This is a genomic window from Piscinibacter gummiphilus, from assembly GCF_002116905.1.
Taxonomy (GTDB): domain Bacteria; phylum Pseudomonadota; class Gammaproteobacteria; order Burkholderiales; family Burkholderiaceae_C; genus Rhizobacter; species Rhizobacter gummiphilus.
In genome coordinates, this window is the sequence record NZ_CP015118.1 from 1,348,701 (window position 1) to 1,365,128 (window position 16,428).

Consider the following 16,428-nt stretch of genomic DNA (forward strand, 5'->3'; position numbering starts at 1 on the left):
GGTTGTCATTCCCCGATGAGGGACTTGGCCACAGGCATGCGGCATGATCGGCCGCATCCGACAACCGACCCGGGAGCACCCCACGATGGCCTCAGGCTGGAATGCCGTCACCGACACGCTGGTGGCCGAGTTCTCCGACATCCCCGACCTCGAAGGGCTCACGCGCCTCGTGGTGCGGCTGCTGCTGGCCGCGTTGCTGGGGGCGCTGCTGGGCTACGAGCGCGGGCAGAAGGGCAAGTCGGCGGGCGTGCGCACGCACATGCTCGTGGCGAGTGGCTCGGCGCTGTTCGTGCTGGTGCCGTTCCAGTCCGGCGTGCAGCCGGCCGACATGACCCGGGTGATCCAGGGCCTCGTGGCCGGCATCGGTTTCCTCGGTGCAGGCACGATCTGGAAGGGCGACAGCACGTCGCACGTGAAGGGACTCACCACGGCGGCCGGCATCTGGTTCACCGCGGCGATCGGCGTGGCGGCCGGGCTCGGGCGCGAGGTGACCGCCATCCTGGCGACGCTGCTCGCGCTGTTCATCCTGTTCCTGCTGCCGCTGATCTTCCCGAACCTCGAGCGCCCGTCGGAGAACGGGTCGACGCACGAACCCTAGGCGGTCTTGCGCCGCAGGGCCTTGAGCAGCTGGTCCCGCTCTGCGCCCTCGCTCGCGTGTTCGGCGAGCATCTGGAAGAACTGTTCCTGCGTGGGCGCCTTGGCCGAGGCCTTCTTGACCACGATGGCCGCGATGGGGCCGATGTGGCTCGTGAGCACCTTCAAGCCGTGGGCCACGTCGTCCGGGGCCACGGGCTGGCCCTGCGTGCCGCCCACGGTGGCGGGCTTCGGGGTGGGCGTGGGGCCCGTGCGCACGGTGGCTCCGCCGGTGGAGGCGTGCGTGCGCTGCACACCCGACGTGGCGATCTTCGTCAGGAAGGTCTGCCGGTCGCGTTCGTCGGGCAGGTGGGTGGTGAGGGCGCTGGTCAGCGCGTTCAGGTCGCCCGCGGTCTTGGCGGCCATGCGCACCAGCACCTTGGCGACCGGGCCGACGAAACCGGCGAGGGTCTGCTCGACGCGGGCCAGCTCGTCGGCGTTCCAGCCGGGCGGCACGGTGGCGGAATGCAGCGCCGGCACGGGCATCGTGGCCATCTCGCCGGACGACGGGCTGCCGGCGTAGGCCGACGAGGCCTGGCCGTGCACGACGATGACCGTGGTCTGCGCCTCGGCCTCGGGAATGGCCTGCACGCGCTTCTCGAGCGCGGAGCGGAACTGCGCGGCGCTCTCGAAGCGGGCGAGCTTGTCCTTCGCGAGGGCCTTGGCGACGATGGTGTCGTAGAACACCGGCCGCATCGTGCCGAGCATCTGGCTGGGCGGCGTGGGGTCCTTGTGGAGGATCTGGTACATCACCGATTCGACCGACCCGCGGAAGGGCTGCTCGCCGGCGAGCATGCGGTACAGCAGCACGCCGGCGGCGAAGAGGTCGACGCGGTGGTCCACCTGGTCGCCGCGGTACTGCTCGGGCGCCATGTAGCCCGGCGTGCCGATGGTGGAGGTGACCTGGGTCAGCGCCACCGACTCGATGCGCGCGATGCCGAAGTCGGTGATCTTCAGCTGGCCGGTGGAGGTGATCAGGATGTTGGCGGGCTTGATGTCGCGGTGCCACACGCCATGGTGGTGGGCGACGTCCAGCGCGGCCAGCAGCTGGTCCATGATGCGCAGCACGTCGGGCTCGGGCAGCACCGGGTTCGCATCGAGGATCTGCGACAGCGTGCGGCCCTGCACCAGCTCCATCGCGATGAAGGCGGTGTTGTCGTCCTCGCCGTATTCGTAGATGGCGACGATGCCGGGGTGCAGCAGGCGGCCCACGGCCTGGGCTTCGTTGCGGAAGCGTGCCGTGGCCGAGGTGCCCGACGGGTCGTCGCCGATCAGCTGCTTGTGGATCGTCTTGATGGCCACCGGCCGCTGGATGATCGGGTCGTAGCCCTTGTAGACGACGCCCATGGCCCCTTCGCCGAGCACGCCGGTGATCGGGTACTTGCCGAGTTTTTCGGGGTGTTTCATCGACGCCGTCTAGCCAGGGGGTTGTGCCAAGGATCAGGTGTCCAGCATTTTCATCGCATGGACGAGGCTCTTGCGCATGCGGGCGAACGATTCGGACAACACGCCAATTTCATCACGCGAGCGTGCCTTGAACTCGGGGGCGTCGAGTTCGCCCAGGCTCACGCGGTCGGCGAGCTTCGACAGGTGGCTCACCGGCCGGATCACGAGCTGCCACAGCATCAGGTTGAGCGCCACGCCGATGGCGAGGAACACCGCGGCCAGCAGGCCCATCACCACGACGAAGGCGCGGTCGGCGCGCTGCAGCGGCACGGACATCGGCACGGACACCACCTGCGCGCCGAGCGGCTCGTTGAGCACCCAGCCGAAGCCGTTGGCCGGGCCGTACTTCTCGACCAGTGGGGCCGGGGCGGCGTCCACCGTGCTGTGGCAGCGCAGGCAGTTCGGGTTCGTCAGCTTGATGGGGCGGGCGATGTAGAGCGAGCGGCCGGACGGCGTGTCGCGCTGGCCGATGAACTCGGTGCGCTCCGGGTCCTGCTTGAACTGCATGATCACGTCCTCTTCCCAGTCCTGGGCGCGGTCGCGCGGGTTCGTGGGGTTCAGCATGGCCGCCTTGTACGCGTACTCGGGGTGGGCCTTGCGCAGCGCGTTGAGCACCTCGGTGGACGAGTAGGCCGGCACCGACTGCGGCAGGAACGTGTACTTCATCTGCGTCTCGAGCAGCGGGGCCACCTGGTTGGCCGTGTACGAGCTGACGGCCATCGCGTTTTCCATCAGCAGCCGGGCGCGGTCGAGCACTTCCTCGTGGGCGCCGTCCTGCAGCAGCTTGCGCGCGATGGTGCCGGACGCGGCCAGGCCGAGCACGAACACGAGCAGGAACACCAGGTTGAATTTGAGGAGCAGTTTCATGGGGCTTGGGCGGCTGGCAGGCGATGGAGGAGCGGCAGTCAGCGGACTGCCGATGCTGGCGGCTTGGGACGGTACTTCTCGGGGAACAGCGTGCGGTCCCACTCGGGGTGGGCGGCCATGTCGGCGACGAGGCCGGCACGGATGTCGGGCCGCTTGGCGAGGGTGCGCCAGCGGGTCACGAAGAGGGGGCGCAGCACCGGCTCGGCGTCGATCCACGGCTGCAGGTCGGCATAGGACGGTTCGGCCGCGGGCTTCGGGGCCGTGTCGCGGCCCTTGAACATGTCGAGGCGCGCGGGCAGCGTGTCGAGGAAGGCCTTCGGCAGCGACTGGATGAAGGCGCCGGTGGGCCGGCCCGTGACCTGCGCCTTCGCGTTGCCGGTGCGGGCGTAGAACTGGCCGGCCTTGAGCGTCAGCGGCTGCTGCGGCTTGAAGTCCTGGCGCTCGACGACGGTGGCGGCGCCCGATTCGGTGAACAGCGCCGTCTGCTCGCCCGATGTGGACAGCACGACGCCCTTGGCCACGGCCGAGAGTTCGAGCGACGGGGCGGCGAGCACGGTGTCACCGGCGGGGAAGGTGGACGGCACGGTGAGCTTGACCGCACCGGTGAGCAGGTAGATCTGGGGCGTGGACTTGCCCGCCTTCGGCGACAGCATCAGCCGGGTGTCCGGCGCCAGGTCGGCGACGATGCCGTTGGCGAACTCGAGGCGCACGAAACGGCCCTTCGCGCCGGTGTGCACGATGTCGTCCTTCTGCAGGCGCACGCCTTCGGCGAGGCCGAACGCCGCCGTGTCGCGGAGCAGCGCCGCATCACCGTCGACGATGGTGACGGTCGCAACGGGCGACGCGGCGAACACCACGCCGGGCAGGGCCGCGAGCGCCAGGGCGCGCAGCGCAAGTTTCCACATCGAGTTCTCCAGGAGACGTGTCGTACCGGGTGGAGCGCGGGCTCCTGGGGACGCGGCAGGGCGCGACTTTCCGGCGAAGTCGGTGAAGCATATCGCCGCGCGGGTGAAATATCGATGGCCGAAGGTCACCGGAGGCGGGCGGAAACGGTTCCTCTCCGTGACACATCGCACGGTTCCCGCCATGCTGTCGTTACCGGACCCGGCCGATGCGGCGGCTCAGAGGGTGCCCTCGGCCGGACGGGCGCTGTGCAGCTTGTGGATGGTGATCTTGCGCACCTCGGCCTTGCTGGCCTCGATGTGGGTGCGCAGCAGCAGTTTCGCGGGGTCGGCGCGGCGGGCGAGCACGGCCTTCAGCACCTTCGCGTGTTCGTCATAGGTGGCGGCGATGCGGGGGGGCTGCGTGAAGTCGAGCCGGCGCACGATGCGGATGCCGTCGGTCACGTCGGCATGCACCCGGGCCATCTCGGCGTTGCCGGCCGCGCGCACCAGTGCGGCGTGGAAGGCCTCGTCGAGGGTGGCGACCTCGGTGGTGTCGGTCAGGCGGTCGCGTTCGGGCACCAGCCACACGGCCTTCAGCTCGGACAGGTCGGGCATCGGGTCGGCGGCGCAGAGCCGGTCGATGGCGCTGCATTCGAGCACCACGCGCAGGTCGTACAGGTCTTCCAGCTTGCGGAAGTCGAACGGGGCCACGCTCCAGCCGCTGCGGAACGCCACCTTCACGTACGACTCGAGTTCGAGGCGGAACAGCGCCTCGCGCACCGGCGTGCGCGACATGCCCAGCCGTTCGGCCATGTCGCTTTCGGTGAAACCCTCGCCGGGCAGCAGCACGAAGTCGAAGATGGCGGTCTTGATGCGGCGGTACGCCACCTCGGACCGGGTGAGGTCGCGAGGATTGGGTTCGGGCGGACGCTTGGCCTGGACCGGCGGTTTCATCCCATCAAGCTTACATGCGCGGAGACCACGCGCCAGCCCTCCGGCGTGCGTACCCACGCTTGCGACTGCCGGCCGATGCGCGTGGAGCCCGCGCGTTCGAACTCGACGTTGGCCATCGCGAAGTCGGTGCCGTAGGTGGTGATCTGCCGGCGCAGCAGCGTGCGCTCGAGGCCGGCCGACGGCCGCCCGGCGCGGAAGGCCTGGATGGCCTCGTAGCCGTAGAGGTTCTCGCCCACGCCGTAGCGCAGCGTGTGGGGGCTGTTCCAGAAGAGTTCGTCGAGCACGGCGACGTCGTTGGTGACGAGGGCGGTCTCGTAGCGGTCGAAGGCGGCGTTGACCTCGGCCAGCACCTGGGGATCGTTGATGGGTTGCATCGGGAGAAGAGGGAATTCAGAAGGTGGCGATGGGCGAATGGGCGAGGCCGCTGGCCTCGAGCACGCGGGCCGCGCGCAGGGCGAGGTCCTCGCGCCACGGGGCGGCGATCACCTGCACGCCCATCGGCAGGCCGCGCACACCCTCGGGCCACAGGGGCGCCGCGACGACGGGGCAGCCGGCGAAGGAGATGGGTTGGGTCAGCAGGCCCATCGACGGCCGCGCGGGCAGCCAGCGGCCGTTCAGTTCGAACTGCTCGGCACCGATGGGCGTGGCCGGCACCGGCGTGGCGGGGGCCAGCAGCACGTCCCAGTCGCGGAAGAGGTCCAGCACCTCGTCGCGGTAGCGGCGGCGGAAGCGCTGCGCCCGCACGTACCACTCGGCGGGCTGCAGCGCGCCCGCGATGAAGCGGTCGACCGACAGCGGCTCGAATTCGGCGGCGCGGTCGCGCAGCTGGGGCAGGTGCAGTGCGCCGCCTTCGCTCGCGCTCACCACGAAGGCGGCGACGCGGGCGAGCGCGGCGTCCGGCCAGGTCACGCCTGGCGTGGCACCCAGCACGCGCGCGGCGTCCTGCACGGCGCGCATCGCGAGCGGGCCCGCGTTGTCCTCGAAGTAGCCGCCCAGCACGCCGATGCGCAGGTCCTGCACGCCGGCGTCGAGGTGGCCGAAGGTGCTCTGCACGTGGCGCGCATGGCAGGCCGGGTCTTCCGGATCGGGGCCCTGCAGCGCGTCGTACGTGGCCGAGAGGTCCTCCACCGTGCGGGTGAACGGGCCCAGGTGGTCGAGGCTCGCGACGAACGGGAAGCTGCCGCGTCGCGAGAGGCGCCCGAACGTGGGCTTCAGGCCCCACACGCCGCACAGCGACGAGGGCACGCGGATGGAGCCGTTGGTGTCCGATCCGAGGGACATGGGCACCTGGCCCGCGGCCACGGCCGCGCCGCAGCCGCCCGACGAGCCGCCCGCGATGCGGCGCAGGTCGCGCGGGTTGTGGCACGCGCCGTAGTGGCTGTTCTCGGTGGTGAAGCCGTAGGCGAACTCGTCCATGTTGAGCGCGCCCACCAGCACGGCACCGGCCGCCTTCAGCCGCTGCACCAGCACCGCGTCGGCGGAGGCCGGCGGTTCGCCGTTGCGCACCCGGCTGCCGGCGCGGGTGGTGACACCCTCCACGTCGAACAGGTTCTTCACGGCGTAGGGCATGCCGGCCAGCGGCGGCATGGGTTCGCCGCGCGCGCGCCGGGTGTCGATGGCCTTCGCCTCGCGCAGCGCGCGCTCGAAGGTGCCGTCGGTGAAGGCGTTGACGCGGGCGTCCGTCACCTCGATGCGGGCGATGCAGTGTTCCAGGGCTTCCTCGGCCAGCATCGCACCCGAATGGATGCCGCGCACGATGTCGAGTCCGGTCTGCATGTCGATGGTCCGTCCGAGGGTCATGAGTCCGATCCGGGAGGGAACGGTGCCGGCTTGTAGATCTCGGCCGGTTCCACGTCGACGTCCAGCGGCAGGGCCTGAAGGTCGGCCACCATGTGGCGCGTGCGCTCGAGGTGCACGGCCACGCGGGCGATGCGCTCCTCGTCGAGCGGCAGGTTCAGGAATCGCGCCGAGGCCCGGACATAGTCCAGGGTCTCGGGCGGGGGCAGGTCGGGCATCGCGGGTCCTCGTTCTCGTACCGGGGTCATCGGCGCGCCCTTCATCGGCGAACTTCCCGCTGGAAGATCTCCAGGCTCTTCTTCTTCGCCGCGATGAACGCGGGTTCGGACAGCGTGGACACCGTTCTGGGGCGCGCATCCTCGTAGTGCAAGATCTCTGCCACCTTCGTGGGGCGCTTGGTCAGCAGGAGCACCTGGTCGGCGAGGTACACGGCCTCCTCCAGATCGTGCGAAACCAGCACCATCGTGGTGCCGGTCTGCATGAACACCTCCTGCAGCTTCTCGCGGATGAACAGAGTCATCTCGAAGTCGAGCGCCGAGAACGGTTCGTCGAGGAACAGCACCTCGGGCCCGGGGGCCAGCGCCCGCATGATCGACGCGGTCTGCTGCTGGCCGCCCGACAGCTCGTACGGGTAGCGGTTCAGGTCGAACTTGACGTCGAAGGACGCCACCAGCTCGGCCATGCGCCGGTCCACCTCGGCCTTGGAGCGGCCCTCCAGCTTGAGCGGGTAGGCGATGTTGTCGATGGTGCGCATCCACGGGAACATCGCCTCGCGGTAGTTCTGGAACACGTAGCCGATCTTCGTGTCCTTCAGCGACTTGCCGTCGAACAGGATCTCGCCCGCGTCGATCGGGATCAGGCCGGAGATCATGTTGATCAGCGTCGACTTGCCGCAGCCGTTCGGCCCGAACACCGAGACGATCTTGCCCTTCGGGATGTCGAGGTCGAAGTTCTCGTAGAGCGGCCAGCCGGCGAAGTACTTCGTCAGGCCGCGGATGGTGATGTGCGTGCCGGCGGGGCCGGGCACGAAGGGGCGTTGCGGCACGTCGGCCACGACGGGGGCGTTGAGCACTTCCATGGCTGCTTACCTTCCGCTCCAGTGGACGATGCGCCGTTCGATCACGAGGAACAGCACGTTGAGGGCGTAGCCGAGTGCGCCGGCCGACAGGATGGCCGCGTACATGCTCTTCACGTTGAGCACCTGCTGCGCGTCGATGATGCGGTGGCCGAGGCCGTTGTCGGAGCCGATGAACATCTCGGCCACGATGACGATCACGAGGGCCATCGACACCGCCGAGCGCAGGCCCACGAAGGTGGCCTGCAGGCTTTCCCAGATCAGCACGTCCTTGAAGATCTGCCAGTTCGACGCGCCCATCACCTTGGCCGCCATCACCCGCTGCTTGCGCGCGTTCATCACGCCGTAGGCGCTGTTGAAGACGACGATCAGCAGCGCGCCGAAGGCCGCGATGGCGATCTTGTTGATGTCGGTCACGCCGAAGATCAGCAGGAACAGCGGGATCAGCGCCGACGACGGCGTGGAGCGGAAGAAGTCGATCAGGAACTCCACGCTGCGGTACGCGCGTTCGTTGCTGCCGAGCACCACCCCGAGCGGCACGCCGACGATCGCCGCGAACGCGAAGGCCTGCAGCGTGCGGCTGACCGTGACGAGGAAGTCGGTCAGCAGCGGGCCGCCGGCCATGCCGGTGACCAGCGCCTCGAGCGTGGCCAGCGGGGCCGGCAGCAGGATGGCCTTGATGAAGCCGGCCCGCACGACGAGGTCCCAGATCACGAACAGCACGAGCGGCCCGATGACCGGGAGGAACTTCGACCAGGCGATGCGCTTCGGCGCCACCGAGGCGGTGGACGCGGGCGGCGTCCAGGGGAGGGGAGTGCTCTCGGCCATGGCGTTCAGCCCTTGTAGAGGAGGGGTTCGACCAGCAGGCGCTTCTCGAAGATGCCCTTGTCCGAGAACAGGTCGTAGAACTTCTGGAAGTACGCGATGTCGCTCGCCTTGAACTCGTTGTGGAGCATGTACGAGGACATCGGCACCTCGGCGGTGAGCGGGCCGTCGATGGCGGTGTAGCCCTTGAGGAACGGGCGGGCCTCGTCCGGCTTCGTGCGCACGAGCTCCACGCCGCGCGTGTAGGCGGCGATGTACTTCTTCGCGACGTCCGGGTTCTTCTTGATGAACTCGGTCGTGAGGCTGGCCGCGCCGCCGTGCCACGGCGCCATCGGGTCGCCGAGGATGTACTTCGCGACCACACCCACCTCGAGCGTGCGGGTGGTGCCGTTCAGGCGCCCCACCGTGCCGCTCGGTTCGAGGGAGTACACCGCGTCGACCTGGCCGGCCGCGAGCGCGGCGACGTGCTGGCCGATGGGGAGTTCGGTCACGCTCATCGCGCCGGCGCCGGCGCGTTCCAGCATCGTCTTCGCGAGCGTGACGTTCTGGATCCCGGGACCCGACGCCACCCGCTTGCCCTTCAGCTCGGCGATGGACTTGATGGGGCTGTCCTTCGCGACGAGGAACTCGTCGAGCACGTACTTCGCGTTCGTCGGGTTCGTGCAGAAGATCTTCAGCAGGCCCGGCTGGGCGAGTTCGCCGATGGCGAGCGCGGCGGACGCGGTGCCGTTGGCGCTGCCCTCGGCGCGGCCCGCCAGCATGGCCTCCATCACCTGCTGTGCGCTCGCGAACTTGAGCGGCTCGACGTCGAGACCCGCCTCCTTGAAGTAGCCCTTTTCGATGGCGGCGAAGAACGGCAGCCCCGAGGCCACCGGCCAGAAGCCGATGCGGATCTTCGGATTGCCCTGGGCGCGCACGAGGGCGGGGGCGGCGAGGGCGCCGACACCGGCCGCGGTGGCGGCGAGCAGTTGGCGGCGGCGGGTGGAGATCGTGTCGGTCATGCGCGGGTCCTGCGGGCGGGTGGGGTGGAAGGGAGAGAAGCGATCAACGGGAAGCGAGGTAGGCGCGCCAGCCGCCGAAGCGGCTGATGTCGGTGGCGCCGGCCAGGGCGTGGGCTTCGGAGACGAAGCCGTGCACCCAGCGGCCGCCATCGAGCTGCACGCTGCCCAGGCCGAGCGGCGGGGGAATCAACGCAAGGAACGAGCCGACCTGGTCCATCGGCATGTCCCACACCTCGACGGCGATGGCGGTGCCGCCGTCGGTCACGCGCTGCAGCCCGGGCTTGGGCGGCACGGTGCCGGGGAGGGCGTACAGGCGGTAGTCGGGTGTGGTGAAGGTGGCTTCGACGAAGGTCGCCCCCCGTTCGGTCAGCTGCCCGTTGAGCGGCAGGCCGGTCAGGTGCGCGCCCACCACGACGAGCGGCAGGCCGGGTGTCGCCGCGGGGCGGCGTGCCGGCGCGGCCGGCGGCAGCGGGTGGCCGACGGCACCCAGGTCGAGTGCGAGGCTGCGCTGCCAGTCGTCGCCGAAGCGGGCGAGCGCCGCGTCGGCGTTCGCGGGGGCGATGAAGGTCACGCCGAAGGGCAGGCCCGCGGGCGTGAACGCGAACGGCATGGCGAGCGCGCACCAGCCCAGCAGGTTCACGAAGTTGGTGTACGTGCCGAGCACCGCGTTGGCGCCGATCGGGTCGGCGGCGAGGTCGGCCATGCCGGGATGGCCCGGCGCGGTGGGGGTCATCAGCAGGTCCACGCCGGTCCACGTGGTGGCGGTGGCCTGCCGCGCGGCTTGCAGCGTGTAGAGGCCGCGGAAGGTGTCGGTGGCCGAGAACGCGGTGGCCCCTTCGATCACCCGACGCACGGCGGGGTCGAAGGCGTCGGGGTTCGCGGCGAGTTCGGCCTGCACCGCGGCGTGGCGCTCGGCCACCCAGGGGCCGCCGTACAGCAGCTCGGCGGTGCGGTGCAGGGGCGAGAAGTCGATCGGCACCACGGTGTGGCCCAGCGCCTTCAGGTGGGCGATGGCTTCCTCGAAGCGCGCGGCGTAGGCCGGGTCGCCCGTGAACACCGGCGCGGCGGGGACGCCCACGCGCAGCGCGGCACCGAAGCGGGCCGGCCCCGGTTCGAAGCGGCTGTAGCTGTCCAGTGCGTCGGGGCCTTCCATGACGGCCAGCACCTCGGCGGCGTCGTCCGCCGTCAGCGCGAACACCGAGACACAGTCGATCGAGCGGCACGCCGGGATCACGCCCCCGGTGCCCACGCGGCCGGGCGTGGGCTTCAGGCCCACGATGTGGTTGAAGCCGGCAGGCACGCGGCCCGAGCCGGCCGTGTCCGTGCCGAGCGAAAACGGCACCTGGCCCGTGGCCACCACGTAGGCGGAGCCGGAGCTCGAGCCGCCGCTGACCCTCGATGCATCGAACGCGTTGGGCACAGCGCCGAACGGCGAGCGGGTGCCGACGAGGCCGGTGGCGAACTGGTCGAGGTTGGTCTTGCCGATGGGAAGGGCACCGGCGTCGGCGAGCCGCTGCACGGTCGTGGCGTGGGTGGTGGCGGGGGCCGGGTCCCAGCCGCGGTAGGCCGCGGTGGTGGGCAGGCCGGCGACGTCGATGTTGTCCTTGACGGCGAACGGCACGCCGAAGAGGGGCAGTCGGTCGAGCAGTGCGGAACCTTCGGCGGCGAGGCGGGTGTCGCACGCGTCGGCGAGGGCGAACAGCTCGTCGTCGCACTTGCGGGAGATCCAGGCCTGCGGGGCGCCGTCGCGGCTGGCCGCGAGCGCGCGGGCCATGAGCGTCCGCACGGTGATGGTGCCGGTGCGCAGGGCTTGGCGGATCTCGGGAAGGGTTCTGGGTTCGTGACTCATCGGGGTGCCCTGAATGTGTGCGTGCATTCTTGTATGCAAGACGACATGCAGATTGCGTGCCACCGGACGGAATGCCCGACGTGCTGTCAGCCGAGTCCTACACGGGATGGGCACGGCCACCGACGGCCCGAAGGCATCGCGCCCGCTGCCCGGGTCGCGCGGCCGTTCGTATCGTTCGTCACCCACTTCCTGAACCGGAGCCGCCATGCCACTTGTCGCCCCGAACCTCGAGTCCGCCCCGATCCCTCCCGCCGTGCTGGCGCGAGGTGCCTCGCGATCCGCGGGCGATGCCGACAGCGATCGGCAGTTCGTGGCGATGCTGAGGTCCTTCCGGGAAACGGGCGGCCTGGCGCGTGGCGACGAGGTGGCCGAACTGCTCGCGCAGCGTGGCAGCGGCGACGTCTCGCGGCTGGCGCGCTGGATCGTGTCGCGCGAGGCCATCGGCTTCGACTGGCGCGGCGAGGTGTGGGTGCCGCTGTTCCAGTTCGAACTGGGTTCGATGACGCTGCGGCCCGAGGCCCGCCAGGTGGCGGCCGAACTGCACGCCGTGTGCGACCCCTGGGCGCTGGCCGAATGGTTCTCGACGCCCAACGTGTGGCTCGGCGAACGCACCCCGGCCGACGCGCTGCTGACCGACCTGCCCACGGTGCTCGAGGCCGCGCGGGCCGACCGCTTCGCCCTCGCGGGCTGACCGTCCCGCGCGCCGGACGGGCGCGTACAACAAATGAAACAAGGCGGCCGCTCCCGGAAACCCCGGTGAAACCCCCTGTCGGGACACTGCTTCGTCGACGAAGACGTTCCGAACAACAGAAGGGGAAACCGCCATGACCATCCGTTCGTCCCTCCGCCCTCGCGCGTGCGCGTGAGCACGGAGCCCTCGATGGGTCTCGAGTTCGTCCGGGAGGACGCCGGAGGTGCCGGTGCGCCGCCGGCCGCGCGCCGTCCTGCCCCGTTCCGCCAGCACCTCGCCCATTGCCGCACCGCCGACGGCGTGCGCATCGCCCACGCGGTCGCCGGCCACGGCCCGGCGCTGGTGAAGGCGTCGAACGGTCTCAGCCACCTCGACCTCGACGCCGCCAGCGCAATCTGGGGCCACACCATCGCCGAGCTGTCGAGCGACCACATGCTCGTGCGCCACGACCGGCGGGGCTGCGGCCTTTCGGCCTGGGACGTGACCGCGCCCACACTCGCCGACTGGGTCACCGATCTCGAGGCGGTGGTCGAGGCCCACGGCCTGGAGCGCTTCGCGATGCTCGGGATCTCCGATGGCGCCGCCGTGGCGCTCGCGTTCGCCGCGCGCCATCCACAGCGAGTGAGCCGCCTCGTGCTCCATGGCGCGTGGGTGCGTCCGGGCGTGCGTTCGCCATGGATGGCGGAGACGGACGGCCTGGCCGACCTGCGCGAGGCCGCGACGTCCGCACCGATGGCCGAACGCATGCGCAAGATCGAGGACGCGATCGACCTGGCCGCGTTGCTCGACCGCGTGCGCTGCCCCACGCTGCTGCTGCACGCGGCGGGCGATCCCGAGGTGCCGCTCGCCGAGGCCGAATGGCTGGTCTCGCACCTGTTCGATGCCAGGCTCGTGCCGCTCGGCAGCTCGCACCACCTGCCGCAGGCGAGCGAAGCCGCCTGGCCGCAGTGGCTGCGCGAGGTGCGCGGCTTCCTGCCCCACGAACCCGACGCGTCCTCGCCGCTCGCGACGCTCACCGAGCGCGAGACCGCGGTGGTGGACCTGCTGACCCAGGGCCGCGACAACACCGCCATCGCCCAGGCGCTCGGCCTCGGCATGAAGACCGTGCGCAACCACGTCAGCAACATCTACCGCAAGCTGGGCACGGGCAACCGCGAACGCACCGCGCTGCTGGCCTACGACGCGGGCCTCGGCCGCACGTTCCGGCCCGGGCCCCAAGGGTGAGGTACAAACGCGGACCATGTCCGACGAGTACCAGATCGAAGTCCCCCCGTCCTTCTACGCGCTCTACACCGATGCGCGCCAGCGGCTGACGGAACCCCTGCGCGTCGTGCGCGACCGCTACGAGGCCTGCGAGGACCTCGCCAACCACCTCGTCGACCACGCCCGCACGCTGCTGTTCCAGCTGGGCGTGACCGAGGACGACGTGCTCGAGCGCTGCCTGCGCGGCCTCGACACCCCGGAGTCCGGCGTCAGCGGTCCGGAGGCGCGCTGGGTGGTTCATCGCCTGGCCGAGCTGCTGGGCTGGCCGTTCCTGCCGGACCCCCCGCCCGCACCGGACGCGGAGGGTTGAGCCCGAAGAGAGAGGCGCGTGTCACCGAAACGCGCGAAGATCACGGTCTGAATTCCCCCGGAGCCCCCTCGTGTCGCTGCTGCTCGACCTGATCACCCAATACGGTGTGCTGTTCGTCTTCGGTTGCGTGCTGGTGGAGCAGGCCGGCGTGCCGGTGCCCGCCTACCCCGTGTTCCTCGTGGCCGGGGCCGCCGCGGCCCGGGGCGAACAGTCCATCGTCGCGCTGGTGGCCACCGCCGTGTTCGCCTGCCTGATCGCCGACGGGCTCTGGTACGCGGCGGGCAAGCGCTTCGGCACGCAGGTGCTGCGCGGCCTGTGCAAGCTGTCGCTGTCCCAGGACGGCTGCGTGCGCCAGACCGAATCCATCTTCGCGCGCTTCGGCGCGCCGTCGCTCGTGGTGGCGAAGTTCGTGCCGGGTTTCGCGAGCGTGGCCACGGCGATGGCCGGGTCCACCGGCGTGCGCCGCGTGCCGTTCATCGTGTTCGACGGCATCGGCGCGGCGCTGTGGTCCGGCGTCGGGCTCGCGCTCGGCTGGCTGTTCGCCAGCGCCATCGAGGACGTGATGACGGTGCTGGGCGAGATGGGCCGGTGGGGGCTGGTGCTGGTCGCCGTCTTCCTCGCCGCCTTCATCGCGTCGAAGGCCTGGCGCCGCCATCAGTTCCACGCCCAGCTGCGCATGGACCGCATCTCGGTCGAGACCCTGTCCGACATGCTTGCGAAGGGCGAGACCCCGCTCGTCGTCGACGTGCGCTCGGCCATCACGCGCAACGACGGACGCATCCCGGGAGCCATCGTCTTCAACCACGATGCCTGGCCGGAGAACCTGCGGGCCCCCGCGGACGACTCGATGGTGATCGTCTACTGCGCCTGCCCGAACGAGGCCTCGGCCGCGCTGGTGGCGCGCAAGCTGATGGAGCGCGGCTTCAAGCGCGTGCGCCCGCTGCAGGGGGGGATCGACGCGTGGCGCGCCGCGGGCCTGGCCATCGAGGCCGAAGCGGGGCCATGAACCTGCACGACGTTCCCTCGCCGCGGGTGGCCGAGCTGGCCGGGCTGCTGCATCGCCGGGCGCCTGCCGACGGCACCTTCGCCACGGAGGTGCCGCGCCTCTCGGTGATCCGCCAGTCGTTCTCGGGCGACGAGATGACCCATGCCGTGCACCAGCCGGCGCTGTGCATCGTCGCGCAGGGGGCCAAGCGCGTGCTGCTGCGCGACGAGGTGTACTCGTACGACGCGTCGCGCTACCTCGTGATTTCCGCCGACCTGCCCGTGAGCGGCCACGTCACGGATGCGACCGCGGCCGAGCCGTACCTGTGCTTCCGCGTGGACTTCGATCCGGCCGAGGTGTCGGCGGTGGTGATGGCGATGCCGCAGACGCCGTCCCGGCGCCCGCCGGCGACCGCCCGCGGCCTGTTCACGAGCCCGGCCACCGACGGCATGCTCGACGCGGCGATCCGGCTGATGCGCCTGCTCGACACGCCCGACGACATCCCGATGCTGGCGCCGCTCGCCATGCAGGAGCTGGTGTACCGCCTGCTGCGCGGCGAGCAGGGCGGTCGCCTCGCCGAGATCGCGCGGGTGGGCAGCCATGCGCACCGCATCGCCAAGGTGATTCAGTCGCTCAAGGCCCGGTTCGCCGAACCGCTGCGCATCGACGACCTCGCGCGCGACGTCCACATGAGCCCGTCGTCGCTGCACCACCACTTCCGCGCGGTGACGTCGATGAGTCCGCTGCAGTTCCAGAAGCAGCTGCGCCTGCAGGAAGCGCGCCGGCTGCTGCTGTCCTCCGGCGCGGACGTGGCGAGCGCCGGGCACCGGGTGGGCTACGAGAGCCCGTCCCAGTTCAGCCGCGAGTACAGCCGGCTGTTCGGCGTGGCGCCGTCGCGCGACGCCCGGCACTGAGCCTCAGAACTGCCCGTCCACCGACTGCGACAGCGCCCGGTCGGCGGTCAGCTCGCGCTGGCGCTTCTCGACGGCGGTGCTGGCGATCTCCACCGCGTCGGACCCCGCGAGGAAGTGCACCGGCGGCTGCTCGCGCGCCACCAGGCTCAGCACGGCCGCGGCCAGGCGCACCGGGTCGCCCGGCTGCTCGCCGTTGTACTGCGAGTACGACCGCTCGGTCGACACCCCGTCCGGCGTGTCGCGGGTGCCGTAGCGCACCGAGCTGCCGTCGAGGAAGTCGGTGCGGATGAACCCCGGCTCGACCACCGTGACGGCGATGCCCGCCGGGGCCAGCTCCAGCGCGAGCGACTCCGAGAACCCGGTCACCGCGAACTTGGTGGCGCAGTACACCGACGAGCCTTCGAAGCCGGTCACGCCGCCGATCGAGGACACGTTGACGACGTGGCCCGATCGCCGCGCCCGCATCCCGGGCAGCGCCGCGCGGGTGACGTGCATCAGCCCGAAGACATTGGTGGTGAACTGCGCCTCGATGTCGGCCGCGGCGAGCGTCTCGAACGCACCGAGCAGGCCGTAGCCCGCGTTGTTGACCAGCACGTCGATGCGGCCGAAACGTTCGAACGCCGCGGCCACGGCGGCTTCGGCCTGCGCCTCGTCGGCCACGTCGAGGGCCAGCGGCAGCACCGTGTCGCCGAACTCGCGGTACACCTGCTGCAGCGGCTCCAGACTCCGCCCCGTCGCGACGACCGTGTGGCCGGCCGCGAGCGCGGCCCGTGCGATCTCGGCGCCGATGCCGCGTGCCGCCCCCGTGATGAACCAGACCTTTCCGTTGTCCATGTGCATTGTTCCTTGTCGATGGATGCCGCGTCGTCGCGGCGGAAGGCCATCGTAGGAACGGGGGGCCGGGCGCGGATGCCGGATCCGCCGGGGGATCTGC

General features: G+C 70.7%; 18 protein-coding genes. 6 read left to right on the plus strand and 12 right to left on the minus strand.

Annotated features, from left to right (window positions below; genetic code table 11):
- The first annotated feature begins 85 nt into the window (after positions 1 to 85).
- Positions 86 to 598 carry an MgtC/SapB family protein gene (locus A4W93_RS06130; RefSeq protein ID WP_085754054.1) on the plus strand — a complete coding sequence of 171 codons (513 nt, stop codon included), beginning with the start codon at positions 86 to 88 and terminating at the stop codon, positions 596 to 598.
- Here A4W93_RS06130 and A4W93_RS06135 read toward each other — a convergent pair.
- From A4W93_RS06135 to atzF, 11 genes are all read right to left on the minus strand, one after another.
- Positions 595 to 2,040, minus strand: coding sequence for a serine/threonine-protein kinase (locus A4W93_RS06135; RefSeq protein WP_085749774.1), 1,446 nt, complete (start codon positions 2,038 to 2,040; stop codon positions 595 to 597). The two genes, A4W93_RS06130 and A4W93_RS06135, sit on opposite strands and share 4 nt — an antisense overlap.
- Before the next feature lie 33 nt (positions 2,041 to 2,073).
- Entirely contained in the window at positions 2,074 to 2,946 is an 873-nt protein-coding gene (locus A4W93_RS06140; RefSeq protein ID WP_085749775.1) for a Tll0287-like domain-containing protein, read from the minus strand.
- Positions 2,947 to 2,984: 38 nt separating this feature from the next.
- Positions 2,985 to 3,851 (minus strand): FecR family protein, encoded by an 867-nt coding sequence (locus tag A4W93_RS06145; RefSeq protein WP_085749776.1) that lies wholly within the window; start codon positions 3,849 to 3,851, stop codon positions 2,985 to 2,987.
- A 216-nt stretch (positions 3,852 to 4,067) separates the two neighbouring features.
- Positions 4,068 to 4,784, minus strand: a complete 717-nt coding sequence (locus tag A4W93_RS06150; protein ID WP_085749777.1) for a GntR family transcriptional regulator — start codon at positions 4,782 to 4,784, stop codon at positions 4,068 to 4,070.
- The gene (hpxZ, locus tag A4W93_RS06155) at positions 4,781 to 5,158 is read right to left on the minus strand and encodes an oxalurate catabolism protein HpxZ (protein WP_085749778.1); all 378 of its coding nucleotides are present in this window, start codon (positions 5,156 to 5,158) and stop codon (positions 4,781 to 4,783) included. The genes A4W93_RS06150 and hpxZ overlap by 4 nt, the downstream gene beginning before the upstream one ends.
- A 16-nt stretch (positions 5,159 to 5,174) precedes the next feature.
- Complete coding sequence (locus A4W93_RS06160; RefSeq protein ID WP_237357708.1) at positions 5,175 to 6,584, minus strand: AtzE family amidohydrolase; 1,410 nt, start codon at positions 6,582 to 6,584, stop codon at positions 5,175 to 5,177.
- Positions 6,581 to 6,799: a DUF4089 domain-containing protein gene (locus A4W93_RS06165; protein WP_085749779.1), complete on the minus strand. Its 219-nt coding sequence runs from the start codon at positions 6,797 to 6,799 to the stop codon at positions 6,581 to 6,583. The genes A4W93_RS06160 and A4W93_RS06165 overlap by 4 nt, the downstream gene beginning before the upstream one ends.
- A 41-nt stretch (positions 6,800 to 6,840) precedes the next feature.
- On the minus strand, positions 6,841 to 7,659 hold the full coding sequence (locus tag A4W93_RS06170; RefSeq protein ID WP_085749780.1) for an ABC transporter ATP-binding protein: 819 nt from the start codon (positions 7,657 to 7,659) through the stop codon (positions 6,841 to 6,843).
- A 6-nt stretch (positions 7,660 to 7,665) separates the two neighbouring features.
- Positions 7,666 to 8,484 carry an ABC transporter permease gene (locus A4W93_RS06175; protein ID WP_085749781.1) on the minus strand — a complete coding sequence of 273 codons (819 nt, stop codon included), beginning with the start codon at positions 8,482 to 8,484 and terminating at the stop codon, positions 7,666 to 7,668.
- A gap of 5 nt (positions 8,485 to 8,489) precedes the next feature.
- A complete protein-coding gene (locus A4W93_RS06180; protein ID WP_085749782.1) occupies positions 8,490 to 9,482 on the minus strand; it encodes an ABC transporter substrate-binding protein in 993 nt (330 codons plus the stop codon).
- A gap of 43 nt (positions 9,483 to 9,525) precedes the next feature.
- Positions 9,526 to 11,331 (minus strand): allophanate hydrolase, encoded by a 1,806-nt coding sequence (gene atzF, locus A4W93_RS06185; RefSeq protein ID WP_085749783.1) that lies wholly within the window; start codon positions 11,329 to 11,331, stop codon positions 9,526 to 9,528.
- Positions 11,332 to 11,536: 205 nt separating this feature from the next.
- On the opposite strand from atzF, the gene A4W93_RS06190 reads away from it, so the two are divergent.
- From A4W93_RS06190 to A4W93_RS06210, 5 genes are all read left to right on the plus strand, one after another.
- On the plus strand, positions 11,537 to 12,022 hold the full coding sequence (locus A4W93_RS06190) for a hypothetical protein (RefSeq protein WP_085749784.1): 486 nt from the start codon (positions 11,537 to 11,539) through the stop codon (positions 12,020 to 12,022).
- A gap of 189 nt (positions 12,023 to 12,211) precedes the next feature.
- The gene (locus A4W93_RS06195; RefSeq protein ID WP_085749785.1) at positions 12,212 to 13,246 is read left to right on the plus strand and encodes an alpha/beta fold hydrolase; all 1,035 of its coding nucleotides are present in this window, start codon (positions 12,212 to 12,214) and stop codon (positions 13,244 to 13,246) included.
- Between the two features lie 16 nt (positions 13,247 to 13,262).
- Positions 13,263 to 13,595 (plus strand): hypothetical protein, encoded by a 333-nt coding sequence (locus A4W93_RS06200; RefSeq protein ID WP_085749786.1) that lies wholly within the window; start codon positions 13,263 to 13,265, stop codon positions 13,593 to 13,595.
- Between the two features lie 70 nt (positions 13,596 to 13,665).
- Positions 13,666 to 14,601 carry a DedA family protein/thiosulfate sulfurtransferase GlpE gene (locus tag A4W93_RS06205; protein WP_085749787.1) on the plus strand — a complete coding sequence of 312 codons (936 nt, stop codon included), beginning with the start codon at positions 13,666 to 13,668 and terminating at the stop codon, positions 14,599 to 14,601.
- On the plus strand, positions 14,598 to 15,494 hold the full coding sequence (locus A4W93_RS06210) for an AraC family transcriptional regulator (protein ID WP_085749788.1): 897 nt from the start codon (positions 14,598 to 14,600) through the stop codon (positions 15,492 to 15,494). Before A4W93_RS06205 ends, A4W93_RS06210 begins: the two co-directional genes overlap by 4 nt.
- A 3-nt stretch (positions 15,495 to 15,497) precedes the next feature.
- On the opposite strand, the gene A4W93_RS06215 is transcribed toward A4W93_RS06210, so the two are convergent.
- The gene (locus tag A4W93_RS06215) at positions 15,498 to 16,328 is read right to left on the minus strand and encodes an SDR family NAD(P)-dependent oxidoreductase (protein ID WP_099959865.1); all 831 of its coding nucleotides are present in this window, start codon (positions 16,326 to 16,328) and stop codon (positions 15,498 to 15,500) included.
- Positions 16,329 to 16,428: the final 100 nt, after the last annotated feature.

Coding starts and splice junctions, on each gene's coding strand:
- hpxZ (WP_085749778.1), bottom strand. CDS start 5,158: ATGCAACCCATCAACGATCCCCAGGTGCTGGCCGAGGTCAACGCCGCC.
- atzF (WP_085749783.1), bottom strand. CDS start 11,331: ATGAGTCACGAACCCAGAACCCTTCCCGAGATCCGCCAAGCCCTGCGC.
- A4W93_RS06175 (WP_085749781.1), bottom strand. CDS start 8,484: ATGGCCGAGAGCACTCCCCTCCCCTGGACGCCGCCCGCGTCCACCGCC.
- A4W93_RS06160 (WP_237357708.1), bottom strand. CDS start 6,584: ATGACCCTCGGACGGACCATCGACATGCAGACCGGACTCGACATCGTG.
- A4W93_RS06210 (WP_085749788.1), top strand. CDS start 14,598: ATGAACCTGCACGACGTTCCCTCGCCGCGGGTGGCCGAGCTGGCCGGG.
- A4W93_RS06130 (WP_085754054.1), top strand. CDS start 86: ATGGCCTCAGGCTGGAATGCCGTCACCGACACGCTGGTGGCCGAGTTC.
- A4W93_RS06195 (WP_085749785.1), top strand. CDS start 12,212: ATGGGTCTCGAGTTCGTCCGGGAGGACGCCGGAGGTGCCGGTGCGCCG.
- A4W93_RS06170 (WP_085749780.1), bottom strand. CDS start 7,659: ATGGAAGTGCTCAACGCCCCCGTCGTGGCCGACGTGCCGCAACGCCCC.
- A4W93_RS06190 (WP_085749784.1), top strand. CDS start 11,537: ATGCCACTTGTCGCCCCGAACCTCGAGTCCGCCCCGATCCCTCCCGCC.
- A4W93_RS06215 (WP_099959865.1), bottom strand. CDS start 16,328: ATGGACAACGGAAAGGTCTGGTTCATCACGGGGGCGGCACGCGGCATC.
- A4W93_RS06140 (WP_085749775.1), bottom strand. CDS start 2,946: ATGAAACTGCTCCTCAAATTCAACCTGGTGTTCCTGCTCGTGTTCGTG.
- A4W93_RS06200 (WP_085749786.1), top strand. CDS start 13,263: ATGTCCGACGAGTACCAGATCGAAGTCCCCCCGTCCTTCTACGCGCTC.
- A4W93_RS06150 (WP_085749777.1), bottom strand. CDS start 4,784: ATGAAACCGCCGGTCCAGGCCAAGCGTCCGCCCGAACCCAATCCTCGC.
- A4W93_RS06145 (WP_085749776.1), bottom strand. CDS start 3,851: ATGTGGAAACTTGCGCTGCGCGCCCTGGCGCTCGCGGCCCTGCCCGGC.
- A4W93_RS06180 (WP_085749782.1), bottom strand. CDS start 9,482: ATGACCGACACGATCTCCACCCGCCGCCGCCAACTGCTCGCCGCCACC.
- A4W93_RS06165 (WP_085749779.1), bottom strand. CDS start 6,799: ATGCCCGACCTGCCCCCGCCCGAGACCCTGGACTATGTCCGGGCCTCG.
- A4W93_RS06135 (WP_085749774.1), bottom strand. CDS start 2,040: ATGAAACACCCCGAAAAACTCGGCAAGTACCCGATCACCGGCGTGCTC.